The 23,611-nt window shown below is 65.7% G+C and carries 24 protein-coding genes and 1 tRNA gene; 15 read left to right on the forward strand and 10 right to left on the reverse strand.

Annotated elements, in window-relative coordinates:
• Positions 1–8: 8 nt before the first annotated feature.
• Positions 9–2,261: a transglycosylase SLT domain-containing protein gene (locus OO015_RS06105; protein WP_265940343.1), complete on the reverse strand. Its 2,253-nt coding sequence runs from the start codon at positions 2,259–2,261 to the stop codon at positions 9–11.
• Positions 2,262–2,409: 148 nt separating this feature from the next.
• Between OO015_RS06105 and OO015_RS06110 the strand changes: the two genes are divergently transcribed.
• From OO015_RS06110 to OO015_RS06130, 5 genes are all read left to right on the forward strand, one after another.
• Positions 2,410–2,676, forward strand: coding sequence for an SHOCT domain-containing protein (locus tag OO015_RS06110; RefSeq protein ID WP_265940344.1), 267 nt, complete (start codon positions 2,410–2,412; stop codon positions 2,674–2,676).
• A gap of 86 nt (positions 2,677–2,762) precedes the next feature.
• Positions 2,763–3,053, forward strand: a complete 291-nt coding sequence (locus OO015_RS06115; RefSeq protein WP_265940345.1) for an SHOCT domain-containing protein — start codon at positions 2,763–2,765, stop codon at positions 3,051–3,053.
• Positions 3,050–3,526, forward strand: a complete 477-nt coding sequence (locus tag OO015_RS06120; RefSeq protein WP_265940346.1) for a c-type cytochrome — start codon at positions 3,050–3,052, stop codon at positions 3,524–3,526. The genes OO015_RS06115 and OO015_RS06120 overlap by 4 nt, the downstream gene beginning before the upstream one ends.
• 68 nt (positions 3,527–3,594) lie before the next feature.
• Positions 3,595–4,386, forward strand: a complete 792-nt coding sequence (locus OO015_RS06125; RefSeq protein ID WP_265940347.1) for a dolichyl-phosphate beta-glucosyltransferase — start codon at positions 3,595–3,597, stop codon at positions 4,384–4,386.
• 34 nt (positions 4,387–4,420) lie between these two features.
• Positions 4,421–5,449 (forward strand): WD40/YVTN/BNR-like repeat-containing protein, encoded by a 1,029-nt coding sequence (locus OO015_RS06130; protein ID WP_265940348.1) that lies wholly within the window; start codon positions 4,421–4,423, stop codon positions 5,447–5,449.
• A gap of 25 nt (positions 5,450–5,474) precedes the next feature.
• Here OO015_RS06130 and OO015_RS06135 read toward each other — a convergent pair whose 3' ends face one another.
• On the reverse strand, positions 5,475–6,731 hold the full coding sequence (locus tag OO015_RS06135) for a multidrug effflux MFS transporter (protein ID WP_265940349.1): 1,257 nt from the start codon (positions 6,729–6,731) through the stop codon (positions 5,475–5,477).
• Between the two features lie 436 nt (positions 6,732–7,167).
• Here OO015_RS06135 and OO015_RS06140 point away from each other — a divergent pair, with 436 nt between their 5' ends.
• From OO015_RS06140 to OO015_RS06150, 3 genes are all read left to right on the forward strand, one after another.
• The gene (locus OO015_RS06140) at positions 7,168–8,391 is read left to right on the forward strand and encodes a DUF4352 domain-containing protein (RefSeq protein WP_265940350.1); all 1,224 of its coding nucleotides are present in this window, start codon (positions 7,168–7,170) and stop codon (positions 8,389–8,391) included.
• 59 nt (positions 8,392–8,450) lie between these two features.
• Positions 8,451–8,798, forward strand: a complete 348-nt coding sequence (locus tag OO015_RS06145) for a hypothetical protein (protein ID WP_265940351.1) — start codon at positions 8,451–8,453, stop codon at positions 8,796–8,798.
• Between the two features lie 75 nt (positions 8,799–8,873).
• Positions 8,874–9,077, forward strand: a complete 204-nt coding sequence (locus tag OO015_RS06150) for a hypothetical protein (RefSeq protein ID WP_265940352.1) — start codon at positions 8,874–8,876, stop codon at positions 9,075–9,077.
• Positions 9,078–9,083: 6 nt separating this feature from the next.
• On the opposite strand, the gene OO015_RS06155 is transcribed toward OO015_RS06150, so the two are convergent.
• Positions 9,084–10,121 carry a helix-turn-helix transcriptional regulator gene (locus tag OO015_RS06155; protein ID WP_265940353.1) on the reverse strand — a complete coding sequence of 346 codons (1,038 nt, stop codon included), beginning with the start codon at positions 10,119–10,121 and terminating at the stop codon, positions 9,084–9,086.
• A gap of 95 nt (positions 10,122–10,216) precedes the next feature.
• Between OO015_RS06155 and OO015_RS06160 the strand changes: the two genes are divergently transcribed.
• Genes OO015_RS06160 through OO015_RS06170 form a run of 3 tightly spaced genes read left to right on the forward strand, consistent with a single transcriptional unit; the run spans position 10,217 to position 12,584 of the window.
• Positions 10,217–11,017 carry a WecB/TagA/CpsF family glycosyltransferase gene (locus OO015_RS06160; protein WP_265940354.1) on the forward strand — a complete coding sequence of 267 codons (801 nt, stop codon included), beginning with the start codon at positions 10,217–10,219 and terminating at the stop codon, positions 11,015–11,017.
• A 14-nt stretch (positions 11,018–11,031) separates the two neighbouring features.
• Positions 11,032–11,583: a B-box zinc finger protein gene (locus OO015_RS06165; protein ID WP_265940355.1), complete on the forward strand. Its 552-nt coding sequence runs from the start codon at positions 11,032–11,034 to the stop codon at positions 11,581–11,583.
• The gene (locus tag OO015_RS06170) at positions 11,580–12,584 is read left to right on the forward strand and encodes a bifunctional heptose 7-phosphate kinase/heptose 1-phosphate adenyltransferase (protein WP_265940356.1); all 1,005 of its coding nucleotides are present in this window, start codon (positions 11,580–11,582) and stop codon (positions 12,582–12,584) included. The genes OO015_RS06165 and OO015_RS06170 overlap by 4 nt, the downstream gene beginning before the upstream one ends.
• A gap of 4 nt (positions 12,585–12,588) precedes the next feature.
• On the opposite strand, the gene OO015_RS06175 is transcribed toward OO015_RS06170, so the two are convergent.
• The 3 genes from OO015_RS06175 to OO015_RS06185 all read right to left on the reverse strand — a co-directional run bounded on the left by OO015_RS06175 (position 12,589) and on the right by OO015_RS06185 (position 15,806).
• Complete coding sequence (locus tag OO015_RS06175; RefSeq protein WP_265940357.1) at positions 12,589–14,484, reverse strand: ABC transporter ATP-binding protein; 1,896 nt, start codon at positions 14,482–14,484, stop codon at positions 12,589–12,591.
• 106 nt (positions 14,485–14,590) lie between these two features.
• Positions 14,591–14,776, reverse strand: a complete 186-nt coding sequence (locus OO015_RS06180) for a hypothetical protein (protein WP_265940358.1) — start codon at positions 14,774–14,776, stop codon at positions 14,591–14,593.
• Positions 14,777–14,843: 67 nt separating this feature from the next.
• Complete coding sequence (locus OO015_RS06185) at positions 14,844–15,806, reverse strand: LLM class flavin-dependent oxidoreductase (protein ID WP_265940359.1); 963 nt, start codon at positions 15,804–15,806, stop codon at positions 14,844–14,846.
• 143 nt (positions 15,807–15,949) lie between these two features.
• On the opposite strand from OO015_RS06185, the gene OO015_RS06190 reads away from it, so the two are divergent.
• Together OO015_RS06190 and uvrB are read left to right on the forward strand one after the other, a co-directional pair.
• A complete protein-coding gene (locus OO015_RS06190) occupies positions 15,950–17,056 on the forward strand; it encodes a class II histone deacetylase (protein ID WP_265940360.1) in 1,107 nt (368 codons plus the stop codon).
• A gap of 77 nt (positions 17,057–17,133) precedes the next feature.
• The gene (gene uvrB / locus OO015_RS06195; RefSeq protein ID WP_265940361.1) at positions 17,134–19,140 is read left to right on the forward strand and encodes an excinuclease ABC subunit UvrB; all 2,007 of its coding nucleotides are present in this window, start codon (positions 17,134–17,136) and stop codon (positions 19,138–19,140) included.
• A 110-nt stretch (positions 19,141–19,250) separates the two neighbouring features.
• Here uvrB and OO015_RS06200 read toward each other — a convergent pair whose 3' ends face one another.
• The 4 genes from OO015_RS06200 to OO015_RS06215 all read right to left on the reverse strand — a co-directional run bounded on the left by OO015_RS06200 (position 19,251) and on the right by OO015_RS06215 (position 22,752).
• Positions 19,251–19,829 (reverse strand): DUF981 family protein, encoded by a 579-nt coding sequence (locus OO015_RS06200; protein WP_265940362.1) that lies wholly within the window; start codon positions 19,827–19,829, stop codon positions 19,251–19,253.
• 120 nt (positions 19,830–19,949) lie between these two features.
• Entirely contained in the window at positions 19,950–20,507 is a 558-nt protein-coding gene (locus OO015_RS06205; protein ID WP_265940363.1) for a hypothetical protein, read from the reverse strand.
• 177 nt (positions 20,508–20,684) lie between these two features.
• Complete coding sequence (locus OO015_RS06210) at positions 20,685–21,341, reverse strand: response regulator (RefSeq protein WP_265940364.1); 657 nt, start codon at positions 21,339–21,341, stop codon at positions 20,685–20,687.
• The gene (locus tag OO015_RS06215) at positions 21,319–22,752 is read right to left on the reverse strand and encodes a GAF domain-containing sensor histidine kinase (protein ID WP_265940365.1); all 1,434 of its coding nucleotides are present in this window, start codon (positions 22,750–22,752) and stop codon (positions 21,319–21,321) included. Before OO015_RS06215 ends, OO015_RS06210 begins: the two co-directional genes overlap by 23 nt.
• 228 nt (positions 22,753–22,980) lie before the next feature.
• Between OO015_RS06215 and erpA the strand changes: the two genes are divergently transcribed.
• Entirely contained in the window at positions 22,981–23,367 is a 387-nt protein-coding gene (gene erpA / locus OO015_RS06220) for an iron-sulfur cluster insertion protein ErpA (RefSeq protein ID WP_265940366.1), read from the forward strand.
• 88 nt (positions 23,368–23,455) lie between these two features.
• Positions 23,456–23,538 (forward strand) — tRNA-Leu (locus OO015_RS06225).
• Positions 23,539–23,611 lie beyond the last annotated feature (73 nt).

Consider the following 23,611-nt stretch of genomic DNA (forward strand, 5'->3'; position numbering starts at 1 on the left):
CCGGCGGATCATCGCGCACCGTAGAGCTGCTGGTACGCGCGATAGCCGGCATAGACGCGCTGGACGTAGGCGTAGGTCTCGCGATAGGGGATCCGCTCGGCGAAGAGGTCTGGATCGCTGGCTGGTCGTTCGCGGAGCCATTCCTGTACCGCTCCCACACCGGCGTTATAGCTCGCCAGCGCCAGGTACAGTTGTCCGCCGAATTGCTCGAGACGACGAGCCAGTTCCGCTGCGCCGAGAGTGAGGCTGGTCTCGGGTTGGAACAGCTGATCGGGGTTCCAGGTGCTGAGGCCGAGCTGGGTGGCGAGTCCTGCACCAGTTTCGGGGAGTACCTGGGTCAGCCCGCGAGCACCGGCCGGTGAGACGGCAGTGGGCTCGAAGGCACTTTCCTGCCGGACGAGCGCAGCCACGAGCAGCGGATCGATCCGAAACTGCGCGGCGACCGTCGCGAGAACCTCCGGGTAGGGAACCGGTGCGACGAGCGGAGCGACGACTTCTGTCGGCACGTCGCTGTTCGCCTGAAGCTGCAGGCCGATGCGATAGGCGAACGCTGCCTCGCCACGCCGGAGGAGTTCCCAGCCGAACAGTGCCAGCGTGACCGGATCGTTCCGCAGCGTGTCACGTGCAGCGTCCACTTCCCAGCTCGCCGCCTCACGGTCGCCGAGATCGAGGAGCAGAAGCGCGCGCCGCACCGGATCATTGGCCATCAGACGTGCGGCCCTATCCGTGGCAGTGAGTCCGAGAGTCGCCAGCCAGTGCTCGTACGCGCCGGTGTCCGGAGTCAGCGTCATGTCGCCGGCAGAGATGAACGCGACCGGCTCGCGTCCGGCGAGGAGCTCACCTGCCCGGATACCGTAGAACCCTTCCGGGTCGAGTGTACGAGCGCGCTCCCAGGCCCGCTGCGCTGCTGCTCGATCTCCGGCGGCAGCGAGTGCTTTGCCGTACCAGAAGGTCGCGCGGGCATCGCCGCTGTCCGCGAGGACGCGCCAGATCCGAGCTGCGCCAGCCGCGTCACCTCGGCCGAACGCGAGCAGCCCCAAGCGGAACCGTGCCTCTCGGGCTGCGCCGCTAGCTGGATACTGCGTGAGGACGCGCTCGTAGACCGCTTCCGCAGCCGGTTCGTCGTGCCACTCGACGAGTGTCCCGGCAGTGACGAGCGCGTCCGGTGTCCGCTCGTCTCGTGGATACCGTTCGGCCATCGCCAGGAGTTCGTCGATGCCGGTCTGGAGGTCACCGCTGCGGATCCGGGCGATCGCCCGCTGGTACCAGGCATCGGCCCGCGAAGGATCGCTTTCGAGCACCGTACTGTAGGCAGCGATCGCTGCAGGGTAGCGCCCGCTGGCGAATGCGATCGCCGCTCGGCGGTCGAGCGGAACCGTATCACCGGCGCCGAGCGCATCGAGTTCGTCCAACGCCGCTGCTGCCGCGGCGCTCTCCGGTGCGGTCTCGATCGCAGCCAGGAGGTCAGTCCGTGTGGCGACCACGTCGCCGAGCGTGCGTGCGACCTGTGCTCGTTGCAGCAAGAGCGTCGCCCGGTACGTCGGAATCGTCGCCAGTTCGAGCAAGCGATCGAGCGTCGCTCGGAGGGCTGCGTCGTCGCCGTGCTGCTGGGCCTGTTCGCGTTGCCATTCCAACGCTGCCACAGCGAGGCGCCGGATGGGCGCAGTCGTCACGATATGGTCGACGAGACGCTGCGCCTCGTCGTGCCGCCCTGCTCGCACGAGCGCGTCGAGTGCCCGGTACTCGAGGTAGGGAGCGATCTCGGGAAGGAGCGTGCGGGCGACCTGAAGTTGCTCGATCGCCTGATCGACCTCCCCGAGTTGGAGGAGCGCCTGGGCCGTGATGGCTGCTGCCTCGCCTGCCTGCTGCTGGTCAGGAGCACGGCGTGCGACCTCGGCTGCGAGTTCGAGCGTCGCGTGCGGATCGCCGCTGGGGAGCATCGCCCGGGCTAAGAGCAAGCGGGCCTGCATACGCACGGTCGGCTCTCGTGCGCCGAGCGCCGGCGCGAGGATCCGTGCGGCTTCAGCTGGGACACCGGCAGCGAGGAGGCGCTGTGCCTGCTCCAGGGCAGCGATCGGATCGGCCGGCACTGGCCGTGGGGTCGGTGTGGCTGCTGTCCGATCGCTCGAACTCTCGCGACTCGGCGGAGTAGGCCCGTTGGCTGGCTGAACCGGAAGCGTCCGAGTTCCGAGTACCAGGGTCGTCAAGAGGGTGAGCACAACGAGCGTGCTGTGGAAGAGCATCCGTGGCTGAGTCGTCACATGCCCCCCGACGAAGGCCGTGTCTCCGCTCCTGAGGATAGCCGGTCTCACGAGGGGCGAGCAGGACCGTCCGAGGTCGAGCGGAGTCGGTTTACCGCGCGTTTGCAGACGGCTTTGCATGCTCGTCGTAGAGAAAGGAGGACACGAGATGCGCTGGTGGTTCCATACACCGGTTCGGCTCGACCATCCACTCCCACGCGAATGGTTTTGGCAGGGCCTCGCACAACTCGCCTTCAGCCTCGCTCTCCTCGTGGTGATGCTCGCGTTTTTGGCCTGGGTCGTGCACCGGATGCTTCGAGCCCTCCCAGCGGCTCCGACACAGGCGCGCGCCATCCTCGACGAGCGCTATGCACGGGGCGAACTGACGCGCGAACAGTATCTCGCCATGCGGCGTGACCTGGAGCGAAGCGATTGAGACTTTACGGATTCGCACGCTCTTGTCACGCTGTGGATAGTCCCAGGGGGTATACTGGTCTCGCAGGTGAAAGGAGCGTACTGGCGATGATGTGGTGTCCCGGTTGTGGTCCGTGGGGTGGCGGCATGATGTGGGGCTGGGGTGGTTGGCTCTGGGGTCTCGTCATGCTCGTGTTCTGGGTACTTATCCTGGTCGGTATCGCGCTCCTGATCGTCTGGGCAGTCCGACAGTTCAGTCACGGTGGCCCGAAGTCGACCAGCGGCGGAACGAGCCGTGCACTAGAGATCCTGCAGGAGCGGTATGCTCGCGGTGAGATCACGCGCGAGCAGTACGAGCAAATGCGCCGTGACATCCTGGGCGAAGGTGGCGGGGGATGAACCGGCTGTGGCTCATCGCCGCCGTGCTCGCGATCACGATCGGCGTGCTGGGACTGCTCGTTACCGCGGTCATCGCATCCAGTACGGGTCCGGTGACGGCTACTGCGGCCGATCGTGGACGCTGGATCTACTTCACGGCGACCGATCCGGATACCGGTGCGCCGATCCCGTACACCGGCGGCATGATGATGCCGATGGCCTGTGCCGATTGTCATGGCGCGGACGGCCGCGGTCTGCGAACACCGATGTTCGTGAGTCCGGACATCCGGTATCGCAATCTGACCGATCCGGCTGGCATGGTCGAACCGGACGGGAGCCGCGGCCACTCGTATTACGATGACGATGAGATCTGCCGGGCGATCAGGCAAGGTGTCGATCCAGAAGGCGAACCGCTCGCCTGGCCGATGCCGCGCTGGCAACTGACCGATCGACAGTGTGCTGACCTCCTGGCCTTCCTGAAGTCGTTGCCCTGATCCACGCCGGCGGCGCGCGCTTGCGGAGCTGTTACAATCCCTCCTAGCGACGCGGTGCGGAGCGTGCGATGGGCGTCGAGTTGAGCGTGATCGTCCCGGCCTTCAATGAGGAACGGCGATTGCCGGGAACCCTCGCTGCTGCCTACGCCTATCTCACGGCCCGAGACTGGCGATGGGAGTTGCTCGTCGCCGATGACGGGAGCGATGACCGGACACCGGAGATCGTGCGCGAGTGGAGCGAGCGCGACGCGCGGATCCGCCTGCTCCGTCTTCCGCATCGCGGCAAGGCAGCTGCCGTGCGCAGCGGTATCCTCGCCGCTTCTGGCGCATACGTCGTGTTCACCGACGCCGATCTTTCGACACCGATCGACTATCTCGAGCCGGCCCTCCGCTTGCTCCGCGAGGGCTGGGACATCGTGATCGGCTCCCGCGAGGGTGCGCTGGCACGTCGGATCGGTGAACCGTGGTATCGCCACGCGATGGGTCGCATCTACAACCGCCTCGTCCAGTGGCTGCTCTTACCCGGAATCGACGATACGCAGTGCGGCTTCAAGGGTTTCCGGCGCGACGTCGCGCTCGACCTGTTCGGTCGCATGCTCTTGTACCGCAATGGCCAGCGCCCCGTACGCGGCCCTCGCGTGACCGGATTCGACGTCGAAGTCCTCTACATCGCGCGTCGCCGTGGGTACCGCATCGCGATCCTTCCGGTCACCTGGCGGCATGTCGAGGGCTCCAAAGTCCGCCCACTCGTCGATGGGCTGCTCATGCTGCGCGATGTGGTGACCGTGCGGCTCAACGCCTGGCGTGGGGCCTACGACGGTGACCTGCTCCCTCTCGAGGAGCGGCTTCCCGGCGATTGACCTCCTTGCGCCCTCAGTCAACGAGGGGAAGCCGATGACGATGCTGTACACCGTAACCGGGAACGATGTCGTCCGTCTCCAGGAGACGGCCCGGGGATGGCGAGTCGAGGTTCTGCTGCGTGCGGTCGGGGCACAGTGCGTGGCAGTCGATCCGCACGATGGGCAGACGCTGCTCGCCGGTACCTTCGACCAGGGGCTTTTCCTGAGTGTCGATGGTGGCCGAACCTGGCGTCGGGCAGAAACGCTGCCAGCATCGCGCGTCCTCTCCGTCGCGATCAGCCCGTCCTGGCGTGTCGATGGCCGGGGTGTTCTCTTCGCCGGTTGCGAGCCGAGCGCGCTTTTCTGGAGCGAGGACGGTGGTCGACGCTGGCACGAAGCAGTGGCCCTGCGTGCGCTGCCGAGCGCTCCGACCTGGTCGTTCCCGCCGCGCCCTTGGACGTCGCATGTCCGTGCCATCGCGCTGTCCCCGGACGATCCCGGGCTGGTGCTGGTCGGGATCGAGCTGGGTGGTGTCCTGCGCAGCACCGATGGTGGGCTCACCTGGGTCGATCGACGGCCGGGTTGCTCTCTCGACTGTCACGCACTCCTGCTTCATCCTGCGGCACCCGAGCTCGTCTACGAAGCAGCTGGTGGCGGTGTCGCCGTGAGCCACGATGCTGGCGACACGTGGCAGTCGGCGGACGACGGGCTCGATCGCCGATACGTGTGGGCCCTCGCGACACCACCGGACGATCCGCTGACCTGGTTCGTCTCCGCAGCGCCGGGTCCGCGTGAAGCGCATGGCCCCGGTCCGCATCGGGAGGCTCGACCGAACCCGGCCGGTGCGGCGCAGGCACGCATCTTCCGTCGGTACGGAAGCGAGCCCTGGCGTCCGGTCGAAGGGTTGCCCGATCCTTTGCCCTCGATGCCGTACGCCTTGCTCGTCCCGCCCGCTGAGCCGCGTACGCTCTACGCTGGTTTCCGTGACGGAACGCTGTGGCGCGGGCTCGATCTCGGTGCGTCCTGGCAACCGCTTCCGGTCCGCCTCGACGCTGTGCTTACGTTCGCTGCCGCACCGGCCTGAGCGCGTCCGTTCGGTCGGGAGGCATTCAGGACTCGCCTGCCGTTCTCGCGCGCATCCAGCCTAAACGCCACACCCAGGCGAGTACGACCAGATTGCCGAGTGCCAGGAGCCACAGACCGAAGGCGAAGCGATGCGGCTCGCCCTCGCTGATCTGCCCGATCGCAGTACCGAACAAGCTGGCGAGGGCGGTGCTGCCGAACCCGACGAGACTGCTGGCGAAACCTGCGATGCGACCGAGCGGCTCGAGTGCAGCACTGTTCGTATTGGGGAAAATCAGCGCGATCGCGAAGAACATGAGCAATACGCCGAACCAGAAGACCGAAAACCGGTCACTCAGCACGCTCGCCACCACGAGATAGCTCGTCGCAGCGGCGAGGATCGCCAGCGCAGCAGGCAGGACACGGCGTAAACCCAGCCGGGTAATGAGCGTCCCATTGACGATCGTGCCGACGACCTGCGCGAGCCCTCCCAGCGCGAACGCGATCGCGAACGCCCGGTTGCTCAGTCCGAAAGAGTCCTTCACCAGCTGTGAAGCACTGGCGAGGTACGCTTGTAGCACGCCGTAACTCAGGCCGAGGATGACGGTGAACGCCACGCTCACCTTGACTGCCCAGAATGCCTCGGCCGCTGTCCAGAGATGAGCTGGGCTTTGGGCCGTCCGGCGCTCGGGCGGCAGGGTCTCCGGCACGCGCACGAGAAGCCAGAGAAAGAGCACGACTGCTAGGAGTGCCATGAAGCCGAACGGTGCTCGCCAGCTCCAGCGCAGGAGCAGCACACCGATCGAGGGCGCAAAGAGCGGGGCGGCCAAGAGCACCATGAAGGCGAACGAGAGGATCCGGGCCATCGCCTCGCCCCGAAACGAATCCCTGACCAGCGCTGTCCCGGCCGCACGTAACCCGGACGAGAACGCTCCTTGCACGAAGCGGAGCGCGAGCAGGAGGCCGAACGTCGGGGCGGCCAGCATGCCGAGGACAGCGACTCCGTACCCGGCGGCTGCGACCAGGAGCGGCAGCCGCCGACCGACCTGGTCGCTCCAGGGCCCGAAAAAGAGCTGACCGACAGCGAAGCCGACGAAGTAGACGTTGACGACGAGTTGCGCGCGCGTCTCGGCCACGCCGAATGCCGCGGCGATGTCCTGGAGAGCTGGCAGCATGATGTCGATGGCGAATGCTCCCGACGCCATCATCAAGCCCATGAGTGCTGTCAGCTCCCAGGTCGAGAGCGCTCGTCGTGCGAGCGGCTGCACCCCAGCCGATGCAGTCACTCGGTCTCCGTCACCCACGATCCTCCCTCTCGATCGCCCGGCCGAGTATACGCCCGGTGCCTCGGCCAGTAGATCCAGTTTAGTGCGAAAAGAATCACCTGTTTCGTGAGCGGGAAGGCCGGAGGAGCCGCACTGAGCATAAAGTCGAGCAAGCTTCTGGCCCGCAGGGGGCTCGCAGGTTACCGGCACGCCAGCTGGAGCGAGGTCGTCCTGCGCCGTACGAGTCGACTGCGACGGGACAGGGTCAAGCATTTGCCTGGCTCCTGACCCGCTCGCCCCCGGTGTCCCCTGTATGCAATGGACCGCTCCGCGAGAGGCGAGCGGACGCCTCCAGTGACGGGTCGGCACAGAAACGGGTGGAAACGGGAACAGCTCTATTCCCGACCGGTGCCCAAACTGGAACACGGAGGGCCCTTCCAGAAGAGGTTCGGATCCGATCGAGGAGGTGTCGAGGATGCGGCGGCTGATGAAGATTCTGCTCATCGGGGCAGGCGGCCTGCTCGTGCTCTGCGTGCTCGTTGCGGTCGTCACGTCGAGGGGCGGTGGAGGGAGCAGCCCGACACCGACGCCCGCACAAGCACAGCGAGCAGCGACTCAGGCGCCGGCTGAGGCAACTGCGACTGCTCCTGCGGCGGTGCGAGCGACCGAAGCGTCTGCACCTGCGGCACAGCCGACGACGGGCGCGCCGGCAGCTCAACCAGCGGCGACGCCGACCCTCCCATGGGGCACGAGCAAGGAAGATGTCCACGCCACGCTCGCCGAGGGACAGACGGCTGAACTCGTCGATGGGAAGGACGTCTATCGCCTGACGCTCGAGCGGATCGTCGACGGGGCAGTCTCGACTAACCAGTTCCAGCGACCGAAGGAGGGTAATCGCTATCTCCTCTTCTCGATCGTCATCGAGAACGCCGGGACGCGAGCGCACCTGATCACGGCAGCGAACTTCCAGCTGCGCACGACTGCCGGCTTCGACTACGACCCGGTCTTCGCGCCGGTCGGTTTCGAGGAAGGAGAAGCCTTTTCCCAGGAGATCGGCCCCGGCGGGAAGGCCCGCGGGATCGTCGTCTTCGAGATTCCGGAGGGGGAACAACCGCTGTTCCTCAAGTTCGACCCCAACCCGATCACCCCGGCCGAGCTCTACTTCGATGCACCGAACGCGCTCGAACTCGTCCAGTCCGGTGCTGTCGGTCAGGCTGCCCCGGCACAACCGGAAGGGACACCGGGCGACAAGGCTGGCAAGAGCTGGGGAACGAGCAAGAACGACCGTCATGTCCCGCTCGCGTCGGGGCAGAGCGGTGCGATCGCTGACGGGAAGCAGGTCTACCGAGTGACGATCCAGAACATCGTCGACGGAGCGACCTCGAGCAATATGTTTGTCCAACCCAAGGAGGGGCAGAAGTTCTGGCTCGTCCAGGTGCGCTTCGAAAACGCGGGTACCAGCTCGATTCACCTCACCGGTACCGAGTGGGCGCTCCGTACCCAGGACGGGTTCGACTACGAGCCCGAACTCGTCGTCACCGGTTTCGCCGAGGGCGAGCTCTTGAGCGGCGAGGTCGGCCCGGGTGGTAAGACACAGGGAATCGTCGTTTTCCAGATCCCGCACGATGCCCAGCCGCTGTTCCTGAAGTTCGATCCGAATCCGCTGACGAGCGCGGAACTCTACTTCGACGCGCAGTGAGCAGGATCCGGGTGGGAGAGCCTGACTCTCCCACCCCCCACGTCTCCGGGAGGTTCGAGGTGCGGGTCGCTTCGCTCGTTCTTGGCCTCACAGCCGGCCTCGTCGGCATCGCCATCATGCTCCTGCTGCTCGTGGTCGGCGGTATAGCGCTCGCTCTCCGTGCCGACGGTTGGGGAGAAATCGTCGCTCATCTCATGGTCACGGTCGTCATCGCTGGCATCGGGATGGTCGGTGCTGCGCTTGCGCCCAACCGACCGGGTGCGAGTGCGGTCCTCCAGTCGCTCGCTGCAGTCAGCGGGCTCCTCACCGCGGGTCTCTTTTGGCTGCTGTCAGGGGGACTGTTCGGCCTCGGAGCGTTCACCGGGGCACTCGCCTGGTGGCGAGCGCGTCGTCGCGGCGCCGGCTGAGGACGGCCGCGGGCGACAGAATGAGCGAAATCTGCGACGATAGCGCAGGAGGCGCAGGAAGGGATTCGGTGATCCATGCGACGGCGCAAGCGGGAGTTTCCCCGCCATCAGCTCTTCGCGACGCATCGGAAGCGCAAGCGGACGCGATCGGAGGGTGACCGCGTGAGTAAGCAGCCAGCACCCGGCGAGCCGGGCGGAGGACGACCAGCGTACTTTCCGACGGGCCGCGAGCCGACGGAACGGAATCCGTACCAGGAGGAACTGCGCGCGGCGGATTGACGGGCCTCACTGCGCAGCGCCAGCAGCTTCTGTCTGCGTGCTCTCCCTGGCACCGTACTTGTGGAGGATGCCGCGTGCGTGCGCCAGGATCTGCTCGCGCAAGGCTTCCGGACGCACGACGGTGACCTCCACGCCGTAGTTGAGAACCCAGCGCACGAAGTCCGGCGTGATCGGCACCCGAACGCGGAAGCGGATCCCCCCATCCGGGAGCGGTTCGATCTCCTGCGTCGGGTGCCACTCTTCTTCGGCGATCCACGGTGCCGCGGTACGGGAGAACTCGAGCTCGACCTCCTCAGCCGGCAACTCTGGGGCATCGAAGATGCCCCAGTTGGCAGTCAAGAAGTCGCGCAGGGAGAATTCCGGCCGGATCTTGAACGGGTACCGCGTATCGTGGATTTCTTCCATTCGGTCGACCTTGAACGTCCGGATCGCCCGGCGGAGATGACACCATCCGATGACGTACCAGGAACGTCCGAAGGGCACGATACCGTAGGGATCGAACTGCCGTCGGGCGCGGTCACCACCGCGCGACGCTGTCCGGTAGACGATTTCGACCGTGTGCCGCAATGCCATAGCTTCGAGCAGGGTGCGCAAGCGTTTCCGTCGCTGCTCGTCGAGCGAGCTGGGAGAGCGGACGTGCGCGACCTTGTCCAGGAGTTCGCGGAACGGCTCGGGGAGGACGGCACGAAGCCGGGCCAATGCTGCATGCAACTCTTGTGTGGAAACGCCGGGAACCACGTGCCCTGCTTGCGCAGCGAGCAGGAGCGCCAGTGCTTCGCTCAGGGAAAGCTGCAGCGCCGGGAGCCGCGGTATGCTCGTCAGATAGTAGCCGCGTCCGCCCGGATCGCGCTCGATCGGCAGATGCAAGCGGTCGCGCAGGAGCTGGAGATCCTTCGTGATCTGTCGTTCGCTCACGCCGTAGCGCTCAGCGAGCGCCGCCCGGTTGTACTGCCTCGGGTACTGGCACAGCTGCAACACGATGTCGACGAGGCGCGCAACGCGGTCTTGATCACCGTGACGTTCGAGTTCTTCTTCCCACGGCATACTGGCCCATCCTTTCGATCGATGCATCGAGTATAGCGATCGATCGCTCATCAGGAGTGTCACCGGATCGGTATCCTTGCCACGGGAGTAGGCTGGTGATCGACCACGGAAGCACGTTGGCGACATCGCTCGACGGCCGAGTGTTGGTACCGTTGCGGACGGTCCGGATTCTCGGGATTCCGGTCCACGATGTGACGCTCGCGGAAGCCGTAGCCTGGATCAGTGCGTGGTGCGAGCCGGGGGAGTCGCTCCGCCAGGTCGTCACGCTCAACCCGGAAATGGTGATGGCTGCTCGGCGTGATCCGGTGTTCCGTACGGTCATCGAGCAAGCGGCACTCGTCACGCCGGACGGTGTCGGCATGACTCTGGCTGCGCGCTTGCGTGGCACACCACTGCGCGCTCGTGTCACCGGCGTCGATCTCGTGGAGGCGCTCGCCATGACCGGCCGCTCGCTCTTCTTGCTCGGTGCCGCCCCGGGCGTCGCCGAGCGCGCTGCATCCGTTCTCGAACACCGTTATGGAGCACGCATTGCCGGTACGTGGGCAGGCTCGCCAAAGCCGGAGGACGCTGCGGCGGCGCTCGAACGGATCGCGGCCGCTCGTCCCCACATCCTCTGCGTCGCCTACGGCGCGCCCGCGCAGGAATGCTGGATCGCTCGCTACCGTGCCGAACTGGCTGCGTGCGGCGTGCGTGTCGCGCTCGGTGTGGGCGGTACCTTCGACTATCTGGCCGGGGTCGTCCCGCGGCCGCCAGCGGTCGTCCGGCGCCTCGGGCTGGAATGGTTGTATCGTTTGATCCGCCAGCCCTGGCGCTGGCGACGGCAACTCGTGCTTCCGCTCTTCGCGTGGCTGGCGATCGGCGAAGCGATCGCTGTACGGCTCGGGCCGCGTACCTGACGTGAGGAGGAGTAGTGGTCACCTCGCTCGACGAGCGTCCCTGTCCGCGTCACCCGTCCATCAGCACGCGACTGCGGTGCAGCAAGTGCGGGACGCCGATCTGCACGCGTTGCATGGTCGAGACGCCGGTCGGCTACCGCTGCCCGCAGTGCGCCGGTCTTTCCGGTCTGGGCTGGAGCGACGTGCCGACGCCGTTGCTCCTCCGTGCCACACTCGCTGGCCTCGCTGTCGCGCTCGTGGTCGGGTGGCTCTGGAGCCGCATTCCCGACTGGCAGTTCTATCTCGCCTTGCTGCTCGGCTTCGGTGTCGCCGAAGCGATGGCCTGGGCTGCGCGGGCCCAGCGTGGCCGTGCCCTCCAGACGCTCGGTGTCCTGTGCGTCGCGGTCGGGCTGCTGGTCTCGCGTCTCCTCCTGCTCGCAGAAGCTGGGTCGACGCCGGGTGATCTCGTACGTATCTTCTCGGATGCTCGCCTGTGGACGCTCGTTCAGGTCCGTCCGATCCCGGACCTCCTGTTCGCCGTGCTCGCGCTCGCGATTCCGTTCGTTCGCTTCCGGGTGACACGATGACGGTTCGCCGGACGCGCCTGCTCGACCTCCTGTCGCGGATTCCGACCAAGCGTTTCCTGGTCGTCGGTGACCTCTATCTCGATCGCTATGTCTTCGGTGAGCCGGCACGGATCTCGCGCGAGGCTCCCGTCCTCGTGCTCGAGGAACGGCGGATCGAGCACCGGCCGGGTGGTGGTGCAGCGCCCGGGCTCGCTCTGGCTGCACTCGGTGCGTCTGTCGAGCAGCTCGGTGTGATCGGTGACGACACCGAGGGCACGCTCCTCCGGCAGCTTCTCGGCGAGCGCGGTGTCGACGTCTCCGGCATCGTCGTCGATGTGACTCGACCGACGACCGTCAAGACACGCGTGGTCGCTGTCGGCCCCTACAATGTCCTTCCGCAACAGATCGTTCGGGTCGATCGGCAGGTCCGCGACGCGCTCGCACCGGAGCTCGAAGGAGCGCTCGCTCGCGAAGTGACCTCCCGGGCTGGTCGCGTCGATGCGCTCCTCCTCTCCGACTACCAGAGCGGTGTGCTGACGCCGCGTCTCGTCTCGACCGCTCTGGCCAGCGGACGGCTCACCGTGGTCGATTCGCAAGGGCGTCTCGATGCGTTCCGCAGCGCGACCGTGATCAAGTGCAACCGGGCCGAAGCGGAGCGCTTCCTCGGGAGTTCGCTGGCGACACCGGACGAGCGCGCGACAATGCTGGCGCACCTGTACCGTGCACTCGACTGTGCGCTCCTCGTGGTCACGCTCGGCGGGGAGGGTGCAGCCTTGGTGAGCGCCGAAGGCTACCGCGAATTTCCGCCACCGGCCGTGCGGAACGTCTTCGATGTGACGGGCGCAGGCGATACCGTGCTGGCGCTGCTCGCTGCTGCACTGGCAGGCGGTGCGACGCCGGACGAGGCGCTCACGCTGGCTCAGCTCGCTGCTGGCATCGTCATCGGGAAGTTCGGCAATGCCCAAGCGACACGAGAGGAACTCCTGGCTGCGATCGAGGAGCACCTGAGCGGAGTGTCATGAGGCCTCAGGCTGCCGAACCGACCGCGAACTGCAGCCGGTAGAGCCGTGCATAGAGGCCGCCCTGAGCCAGGAGTTCGCCGTGCGTCCCCTGTTCGACGATGCGTCCACCATCCAGCACGAGGATGCGGTCGGCAGCCAGGATCGTCGACAGCCGGTGCGCGATGACGAGCGTTGTCCGCCCGCGCATCAGCGTGGCGAGCGCGTGTTGGACGAGCCGCTCGGACTCGGAGTCGAGTGCCGAGGTCGCTTCGTCGAGTACCAGCACCGGTGGATCGGCGAGGAGCAAGCGGGCGAGGGCCAGGCGCTGCTTCTCGCCACCGGACAGGCGATAACCCCGCTCTCCAACGATCGTCTGGTATCCCTGCGGGAGTTCGCGGATCCGGTCGTGGATCTGCGCTGCTCGTGCGGCCGCTTCCAGCTCGGCATCGGACGCATCCGGCCGCGCATACCGCAGGTTCGCGGCCACCGTGTCGTGGAAGAGGTACGGCTCCTGCGTGACCATCCCGATCGCGCGGGCGAGCGTCTCGAGCGAGAGGTCGCGGAGGTCGTAGCCGTCGAGCGTGATCCGTCCCCGCGTCGGATCGAAGAGGCGAGCCAGGAGATAGGTGACCGTCGTCTTGCCGGCTCCGCTCGGTCCGACGAGCGCCACGAGTTCTCCCGGCTCGACGCGGAAGGACACGTCGGCGAGTGCCCAGTAGCGGACTGGTCGGTCGTCGCTGTCGGCCGCTTCGGTGCGTACCAGCGTGGCGAGCCCGTCTCCAGCCGGTCGCTCGGTGACGTAGGTGAACCAGACATCCTCGAAGGCGATCGCACCGCGCGGCCGTTCCAGCCGTATCGCGTTCGGCCGTTCCTGGATCTCGATCGGACGGTCGAGCAACTGGTAGACGCGCTCGAAACTCACCAGCGAAGTCGCCAGATCGACGTGCGTATTGAGGAGCGCGGTGATCGGGCCATAGAGGCGAGCCAGGTAGAGCGTGAAGGCGACCAGCTCACCGGTCGTGAGTCCACCGCGAATCGCGAGGAAACCGCCAGCCCACAGGACGAGCGCTGTGCCGGCTGCTGCAGCCAGGCTGTAGAGGAGCATGAGCCAGCGCCCAGCGACAGCGAGCTGGACACCGGTATCCCGTACCGCAGCTGCCCGCTCGCGGAAGCGAGCGAGCTCATCGCGGTGGCGCCCGAACAGTTTGACCAGCAGGGCACCGCTGACCCCGAGCGTTTCGGTGAGCTGTGCCGTCATCGCTGCGTTTCGTTCCATCTGTGCCCGCGTCAGCTCGCGCAAGCGTTGTCCGAACCGGCGGAGCGGGAGGACCAGCAGCGGGAAGACGAGAAACGCCACCACTGTCAAGCGCCAGTCCATCGTGAGCATGATCGCCAGCGAGACCACGACGACCGCCACGTTGCTGACCAGCGTCGTCACTGTGTTGGTGACGGTCCGCTGGGCACCGACGACGTCGGTGGTGAGCCGCGAGACGAGTTCGCCGGCCTTGACGCTCGTGAAGAAGCGGAACCCCTGCCGTAAGAGGTGCTCGTAGAGCGCACTCCGCAGGTCGAAGATGATCCCTTCGCCGACTTGGGCACTCAGCTGTCGCTGCCACACGCCGACGAGGCCAGTGAGCAGCGGCAACAGGATCATCCCGAGGCTGAGCACGGTGAGGAGCATGAGGCTGCCCGGTCGCCCGGCTGCCGGCAGTGCGCGGTCGATGAGCAACCGCAAGAGCTGTGGCTGCAGCGCGTCGATCGCCGATGTCGCGAGGATAGCTCCCACCATCAGGGCGATCGACCACCGATACGGTGCCGCCGACTGCACGACACGGCGCAGCACGGCACGGTTCAGCGGTGGTCGCTCGTCCGGCTCGCCGTGCCGCCAGTGCCAGACCGGTGGTGGAGGAGTACCGAGCATCGCTGAGCCTCCGGGGCGAACCGATCGCAACGCTCCGAGGATACGAGAAACCGGCTGGAGCGACACTCCAGCCGGTCGATGTCTGTACGTCGGCACGATACGCGCATTAACCGAACAGACCGACGACGATCATGACCAGCGCCATGACGACGATCACTGCGATCGCGATCCAGCCGATGACCGCGAGGCGCGGTAAACCGAGCCGTCGCGCGCGTACGGTTCCCGGGACGCTCCAGAGCGCTGCGAAGAGCGCCAGGATTCCCATCGAGACCATCGCTGGATTGTCCGCCATGACCGTGCTCCCCTCCCGTCCGTGGCCCGTACACCCGACAAATCGTACCGTACTGCGTCTCTTGCTGTCACTCGCTCCGGCCGAAACGCTCGTCGAGCGCCGCCAGAACGCTCGCCAGTGCTGCCTCCTCGGCCTGATAGTCGTTCGCCGGGATGAGCATCGTCAGAATCTCGTCGATACCGCTCTCGAGCAATTTGGCCAGTCGCTCGCCGACCGTGTCCGCATCACCCCACACGACGAGGTGATCGAGCAAAGCATCGCTCGGCTGCCCGTTCTCGAGTGGAAAGCCGGCTGTCGCGAACATCTGCGCATAGAACGGCATGCGGCCGTAGAGTCCGACGACGGGCCGGGCTTTTTCGCGCATCGTCGCCACATCGGTCGTCATCACGATCGGGACGTGCACGATCAGCCGTGGCCGGCGACTGCGACCAGCGGCCTGCGCACCTTCTTCGAGGGCGGGAACCGCTCGCTCGTGGATGTACGCCGCTGGGCACATCCAGGAGATCGCACCGTCGGCGATCTCGCCAGCGAGCCGGAACGCCTTGGGACGCAGTGCCGAGGTGTAGATCGGTACCGGCGCTGTCTCCGGTAGCCGCTGCCGGACGCGGAAGAACTCGCCCTGGAAATCGACCTGGCCCTCCCAGAGAAGTGCTCGCACGATCGTCACGTACTCCCGGAGATGCGTGAGGGGTTTCTCCATCGGGATGCCGAGCGAACCCTCGATGATCGGCCGATGGCTCGGACCGAGCCCGAGGCGGACCCGCCCGGGTGCCAGCTGGTGCACTGCCAGCGTCTGTTGTGCCGTCACGAAGGGATGGCGCGGATAGGTCGGAATGATGCCGGTTCCCAAGACGATCCGCTGAGACTGCACGGCCGCTGCAGCGTAGACGGTCAGTGCATCGATCGTCCGTCCACCCGTCACGGTCCAGATCGCTGGCACTCCCGCTGCCTCGAGCCGCCGGATGGCAGCGAGCGCACCGACAGCGTTGCTCCGGTCGGGCTGGTCGATACCGACACGCGGCCAGGCCATCCTCCGCCTCCTCTCCGCACGGATGGGTTCCCGAACGGTCTGCCGGCGCCAGTCTAGCACGGACTCGCTTGCGGGACGTGTGCGATCTCCGCCATCATCCGCTCGATGGTCTGTGTCGTTCCATCGGAGGAGGAAGCCGAGCGATGCGTCTGGCGTACTGCTACGACGAGCGATTCCTGCAGCACGACACCGGTCTCGACGCGCACCAGCTGCCGGACGGCTCGACGCTCGAACCGGTCGAGCATCCCTCCAGTGCGCGCATCATCCGGCGGACCGCACAACTGCTCGCTGCATCAGGCTTGCTCGATGACGCACTCGTCGTCGCGCCACGACCAGCGACCGAAGACGAGCTCGCTGCCTACCACACGCGCGACTACATCGCGCACGTGCGACGCGTCACGAGCGAGGGTGGTGGCTGGCTCGACCCGGAGACGCCTGTCGTCCCGGGTTCTTGGGAAGCAGCGGTCCTCGCCGCTGGCGCAGCGATCGAACTGACCGATGCTGTCCTGGATGGTCGAGCGCGTCGTGCCTTCGGCCTGCTCCGTCCGCCCGGTCACCACGCGATGCGCGACCGCGGCATGGGATTCTGCGTCTTCAACAATGTCGTGATCGCTGCACGTCATGCACAGCGCCGCGGTATCGGGCGCGTCATGGTGCTCGACTGGGACGTCCATCACGGCAACGGCACGCAAGACGCCTTCTGGGACGACCCTTCAGTCCTCTTCGTCTCGTTGCATCAGGACAACTGGTATCCAGCTGGCTGGGGTTCCGTGGATCAGGTCGGTGCCCCCGGTGCCGAGGGGACGACGGTGAATATCCCGCTGCCGCCGGGCACTGGCAATCGCGGCTACGCGCTCGCGCTCGAACGGGTCGTGCTTCCGATCGCACGCCAGTTCCGGCCGGAGCTGATCTTCGTCTCGGCCGGTCAGGACGCCAGCATGGAAGACCCGCTCGGTCGCATGCTGGTGACGATGGCCGGGTACCGGGCTATGGCGGAATCGGTGCGCCAGCTGGCCGAGGAACTCTGTGATGGACGGCTCGTGGTACTGATGGAAGGCGGGTACTCGTTGCGCTACGTGCCGTACTGCACGCTCGCGATCCTGGAAGGGATGACCGGGCGCATCAGCGGTATCGGTGATCCACACGAGGGGACGAGCGAGCTCGCTCAAGCCGAGCGCGAGTTCCGGCCGGATCAGGAGGCTGCGATCGAGGCTGCTCGCTGCGCACTGGCAGCCTACTGGGAACTGTAGGGAGGGATGCGTTCGGCTGCCCGCGTGCCCGGTATACTTGACGGTCGTACGATAGCGAGCGAACCGGGAACTCGAACATGGGCGAATTTCGACTCGTCACCCCCTTCCAACCGACCGGTGACCAGCCGCAGGCGATCGAGAAGCTCGTCGAAGGCCTCCGGCGTGGCTACCGGCATCAGACATTGCTCGGTGCGACTGGTACCGGCAAGACGTTCACGATGGCCAACGTCATCGCCGCGGTGCAGCGTCCGACGCTGGTGCTGGCACCGAACAAGACGCTGGCTGCCCAGCTGTATGCCGAGTTCCGCGAGTTCTTCCCGCACAACGCGGTCGAATACTTCGTCAGCTACTACGACTACTACCAGCCGGAAGCGTACGTCCCTCAGACCGATACCTATATCGAGAAAGAGACGGAGATCAACGACGAGATCGACCGGCTCCGCCTGGCAGCGACGCGTGCTGTCCGCACGCGCCGGGACGTCATCATCGTCGCGAGCGTGTCCTGCATCTACGGTATCGGTTCGCCCGAGGAATGGGACAAGTCGATTCTCGCGCTCCGGCGTGGCCAGACAGTGCGCCGCGACAAGATTCTCCGCCATCTCGTCGATCTCCAGTACGACCGGAACGACGTGACGCTCGTCCGTGGCACCTTTCGCGCCCGTGGGGATGTCATCGAGGTCTTTCCGGCCTATGAAGAGTTCGCTGTCCGTATCGAGTTGTTCGGAGACGAAGTCGACCGGATCGTCGAGTTCGATCCGCTGACCGGGGAAATTCTGGCGACGCGCGAAGTGATGGAGATCTTTCCGGCCAAGCACTGGGTGACGAGTGGCGAACGGCTGGAAGTAGCGATCCGCAGCATCGAGGCCGAACTCGAGGAGCGCCTTGCCGAGCTCCGGGCTCAGGGGAAGTTGTTGGAAGCCCAACGACTCGAGCAACGGACGCGCTACGATATCGAGATGCTCCGCGAGGTGGGATACTGCAGCGGCATCGAGAACTACTCGCGGCATCTTTCGGGTCGCAAGCCAGGCGAGCCGCCCTGGACACTGCTCGACTACTTCCCCGACGACTATCTCATGTTCATCGACGAGTCGCACCTGGCGATCCCGCAGGTGCGCGGCATGTACCACGGTGACCGCTCGCGCAAGGACGTGCTGGTCGAGTACGGTTTCCGTCTCCCGTCGGCACGCGACAACCGGCCGCTGACGTTCGAAGAGTTCCTCGACCGGATCAACCAGGTCATCTACGTCTCGGCGACACCGGGCCCCTGGGAACTCCAGGTCAGCGAGCAGATCGTCGAGCAGATCATCCGGCCGACCGGGCTCCTCGATCCGGAGATCAGCGTGCGGCCGACCAGGGGGCAAATCGACGACCTCTTGCACGAGATCCGGCAGCGGGTCGCGCGCGGCGAGCGGGCACTGGTGACGACGCTCACGAAGAAGATGGCCGAGGATCTCGCTGACTACCTCAAGGAGGTCGGTATCCGCACGCATTACCTGCACAGCGAGATCGATACCATCGAGCGGGTGGAGATCTTGCGCGACCTTCGCCTCGGTGTCTACGACGTCGTCGTCGGGATCAATTTGTTGCGCGAAGGGCTCGATCTCCCCGAGGTCTCGCTCGTTGCCATTCTCGATGCGGACAAGGAGGGCTACCTCCGCTCCGAGAGCGCGCTCATCCAGATGATCGGCCGGGCTGCCCGGCACGTGAACGGCCTCGTCATCATGTATGCCGACACCGTGACCGACTCGATGCGCCGGGCGATCGAGGAGACGTACCGGCGCCGCAAGATCCAGATGGAGTACAACGAGCGACACGGGATCCAGCCGCGCAGCATCGTCAAACAGGTGCGTGACCTGACGGATCGTCTCCGCCAGGCTGCCGAAGAGCGCGCCCCCTACCATGTCGGGCTGGCTGCACCGCAGGCTGGAGTGCTCAGCGAGTTGTCACCGGATGAACTGGCCCGGCTCATCCGCGATCTCGAGCGGCAGATGAAAGAAGCAGCCAAACAGCTGGAGTTCGAGAAGGCAGCGCTCCTCCGTGACCAGATCTTCGAACTCCGGCGGCTGCAGGAAGTCCTGCGCTGAGCAGTCTCTCCGGCGTGGCATCGGAAACTCTCGCCAGCAGAGCGGCTTCTGCGAACGGGACGAGCCTGGACGGAGCACTCCGTCCAGGCTCGTCCCTGCTGGTTCCCCGCTCAGGAGCGCATCGGGAGCGGCCGCCACTTCCCGAAGTTGTCCGGCCCAGGGTGCTCGATGTAGGCCCCGATGGTGCCGAAGGCGAAGATCGCTGCCCCGATGACGAGCAGGAGGGCTGCGATCGGGCGGAGCACCGGTACTCGATAGGCGAACGGCACCAGGATCGCGCCGATGCCGATCGCGGCATAGGCGATCGCCCACGTGACCGGACTGCGCGTCAAGCTGTGCTGCAAGATCGCGATGGCGATCGTCACTAGCACGACACCGCCCGGCAAGCTCAGCCAGGCCAGCGGTCGCAGGTCGTGTCCTTGGAGGATCACCAGACCAGCGACCGCCAGGAGGACGCCGAAGTAGACGGCTGGCTCGCCCATGATGATGTTGTTGCCACCCGGCAGCGGCCAGGTCAGGGTCAGGTGCAAAGCCGGTATGGCCAGCACCAGCCCGATCGCGAGGAAGCTCCAGCCCCATGGACGTACTGCCTCGGCTGGCGCCTCGAGATACCGCCAGCCGTAGAACGCCGCCAGCAACGAGCCGGTGACGACAGCGACCATCATGAGCGTGAGATAGTCGATGAACATCGCTTGCCCCTCCCTTCCCTCCACTCGATTCAGGAGTGTAACGACTTCTCAGGATTTCAACGTGACAACGGCGTAACAACGAGCGACAGCGTGCAGCCCCACCGTCAGCGACCGATCGGCTCAGTGGCCGCCGTGCAGCGGCACACCCGGTACGACCACATCGAACACGTCCGGGTTCTCCGGTCCCTCGACGTGGATCACACCGGAAGCCCCCTTCATCAGACGACCCAGTGCATGGTCGACCATGACGGAGGAGTGGAGGTCGATGTTGTGCGGTGTCCGGTTCTCCGGTGGGTTGCGCATCGTACGTTCGACGATATCGTCTTGTCGCACCCGGATCATCGGCCCGGGCACGGTGCCTCCGAACGTGAAGAAGACGAAGCCGACGTTGTCATCGATCAGCGCTGGGATCTCACGCGTTTCGAGTTCCACCTGAACGACGGTCGCTGGGCGCCCATTGACCGGTGGCGCGACCTCAGGAAGCGGGAGGCGTTGTAAACCGTTCGGCACTACGGCCGTCGTGCTCGGCATAGCAGGGCTCGCGGCCTGTGCCAGAGCTCCCCGATTCGCCTCCGCCGCATCGCCACACGCACTGGCGACTGTGCCCAACACCGGTATTGCTGCAAGAAGCCCGCTCCGGAGAAGAACCGATCGTCGCGTGAATCGGATCTCCGTCATTGTCGCTCTCCTTCCCGCCTTCGATCGCCTCGAGCGATCGTTTCCGAGGAGGAAGGATCGCGCTCGTGCTGGAGATCCCACACGCACGGAAGGGCAGTTCCTGCCTACCCGATCGGACAGAAATCCGACTTACCCGACCGGGTAGGTCGGAGAGTCGCACGGGTACCCGTCATCGGCTCAGGGAGCAGAACCATTCTGGTGCGCACGGACCAAGCCGGTCCGCAAGGCGTAGGCGATGACCTGGGCGCGGTTCTCGAGGTGGAGTTTGCTCATGATATTCCGCAGGTGATATTTGACCGTATTCTCGCTGATGAACAGCCGCTGCGCGAGTTCGCGGTTCGAGGTCACGCCCTGGACGAGCAGCTCCAACAGCTCACGCTCGCGGTCCGTGAGTGTCGCCTCCTCGGTCCGAGGAGTTCCACCCCGTCCGAATTCCTGGAGGACACGTCGAGCGAGCCGTGGGGTGAAAACCGGTACGCCAGCTTGCACTGCCTCGAGTGCACGGAAGAACTCGTTCGTCTCGAGATTCTTGAGAAGGTACCCGTAGGCGCCGGACTTGATCGCCTCGAACAGGTCGGCCTCGTCGTCCGAGGCCGTGAGGACGACGACTTTCACCTCCGGCAGCTCGGTCGCCAGGATCCGGGTGGCGGTCAAACCGTCGACTTCCGGCATGGTCAGATCCATCAGCATGATGTCCGGTTTGAGCTGGCGCGCGAGTTCGACCGCCTCGCGCCCGTTCGCGGCCTCGCCGACTACCTCGATGCCACGTGCTTCCAAGAGACTCCGCAGGCCGTCGCGGAAGAGCGGGTGGTCATCGGCGATCAAGACGCGCATCCAGCCCTCCGTTCACGTTCGCCGGTGCGGCATTCAGGGGGATTACAACTTCGACGGTCGTCCCGCATCCCGGTGCCGAAACGATCCGCAGCGTACCACCGACTGCCTCGGCACGTTCGCGCATCGTCGCGAGACCGAACCGTGGGAACTGTGCGCGCTCGAGAGCACTCGGATCGAAACCGATACCATTGTCTCGGATACGAACGCGCACGGCTCCATCGACCTGGGAGAGCTCGACGATGGCTTCGGTCGCCCGCGCGTGCTTGCGCACGTTCGCCAGCGCTTCCTGCACGATCCGCAGGAGTTGGAGTTCCGCTATCGGCTGAAGGCGGCGGAAAGCAGCATCGTCTGGCTCGATCACGAACCGGGCAGCGATGTTGCTCTGCTCTTGCCAACGCTCGAGATAACTCCGCAGCGCGTCGGGGAGATTCCGGTCCGGAGCCAGGTTCGTGCGGAGCCCCAGGATCCCTTCACGCACGTCTGCATAGGCGTCACGAGCGGCTCGCTCGAGCTGCTCCAGGTGCCGTTCGATATCCGGGAGTCGTTCCGGTTGGCGCAGGAGTTCTCGCACAGCGGACACTTTGGTGATCACATACCCCAGAACCTGGGCGAGACTGTCGTGCATCTCGCGAGCGATCCGCTCGCGCTCCTCGCTGATCGCCAGCCCCATCAGCCGGCGGTGCAAGCGCGCGCTGGTGATCGCGAGCGCTGCCTGGGTCGCGAACCGCTCGAGTCGCGACCGGTCCTGCTCGTCGAACGGCAAGCCGTCTTCCCGATCGGCCAAGTAGAGGCCACCGAGAATGCCTTCCTGCGTCCTGATCGGTACCCCGAGCAGGCTCTGCATCGGTGGATGCCCCTCGGGATACCGACGAACACCGGGATACCGCTCGAGATCCTCGATATTGAGCGAACGGTTCTCGCGCAGGACGAGTTCCAGGATGCCGTGCTCGCCCATCGAACTCTCGGCACACTGTGCCGTTCGTGGGTACCCGGACGTGAAGAGCGTCCGGTTCCCCTGCTCCTCCTGCAGGATCAGGAGTCCATAGCGGGCACCGACGAGTCGTCGGGCTTGGTCGACCACTCGCTGCAGGACGACAGCGAGGTCGAGTTCAGCCGCGATCGCGAGCCCAGCCTCGTGCAGTGCGGCGAGTTCGGCATGTTGCGCGAGCAACTGGCGGTGGAGTCGCCCGACCAGACGGAAGATCCAGTCCGCGAAGGCGACGACACCAGTGACAGCGAGGATGCTGCTCACTCCCCAAGCCCAGCTGGCACCGAGGAGAGAAACGAGTCCGTGGCCGAGAAGGACTAGCAGAGCGAGGAATCCCAATGGCAAAACGATACCGAGCCGCTTCAACCGGCGAAGCGAGCGTTCGAGCTGGATGGTCGGATCGGAAATGCCCGCTCTCGACATCGTGCGTCGCAACCCTACCCGATTCATCAGGATACCACCGCTGGCATCGGCTTCGGACTGGCTCCTCACGCTGTCACAGGTGCCGCGACGAGACGAATACGGAAGTAGCTTCTGGGTGCCAGCGTAGCCAGCACCGGTGCAGTAGACTTGTACTTGACAGCTCCGTGCAACGGAGTATGATCAGAAACAGCGCGGTTGCGAAATCGCGGAAGGAAGCGGAGCGAGACCATGCAGCAGACGACGCTCATCACGATGACGCCGGAAGCGGTGCGCCGCCTCAAGGAGTTCATGGACGAGCAGGGGATGCCGGACGCGTATCTCCGCGTCTTCGTCGCTCCTGGCGGGTGCTCTGGCCTCCAGTACGGGATGGCGCTCGAGGAGTCGGCCGAAGAGGACGACTTTACGTTCGAGATCGACGGTGTCCGCGTCATCGTCGATCCCTTCAGTGCCACCTATCTGGAGGGAGCGGAAATCGACTACGTGAACAGCCTGATGGGTGGCGGCTTCACCGTCCACAACCCGAACGCAGTGGCGACCTGTGCTTGTGGCCACAGCTTCGATGCCGGTGGCAATGCCGGAACGGCACAGGGGTGTGGTTGCGGTGGCGGCTGGTGAACCTCGTTTCGCTCGTCTGGAAGCGGACAAGCGCGACGGCAGCTTCTCCAGCGGGGAGCTGCCGTTATAATTTGTGCTGACACCGCCCGGGGGAATGCCGGAATTGGCAGACGGGCGTGACTTAGGATCACGTGCCGAAGAGGCGTGTGGGTTCGAGTCCCACTTCCCCCACCGCAAGTTGGTCGGTCCGCAGCACGACGTACCGCTCCTTGCTCGCGAGCGACATGCGTCTACCTTACCCCCA

This window comes from Thermomicrobium sp. 4228-Ro (assembly GCF_026241205.1).
Taxonomy (GTDB): Bacteria; Chloroflexota; Chloroflexia; order Thermomicrobiales; family Thermomicrobiaceae; genus Thermomicrobium.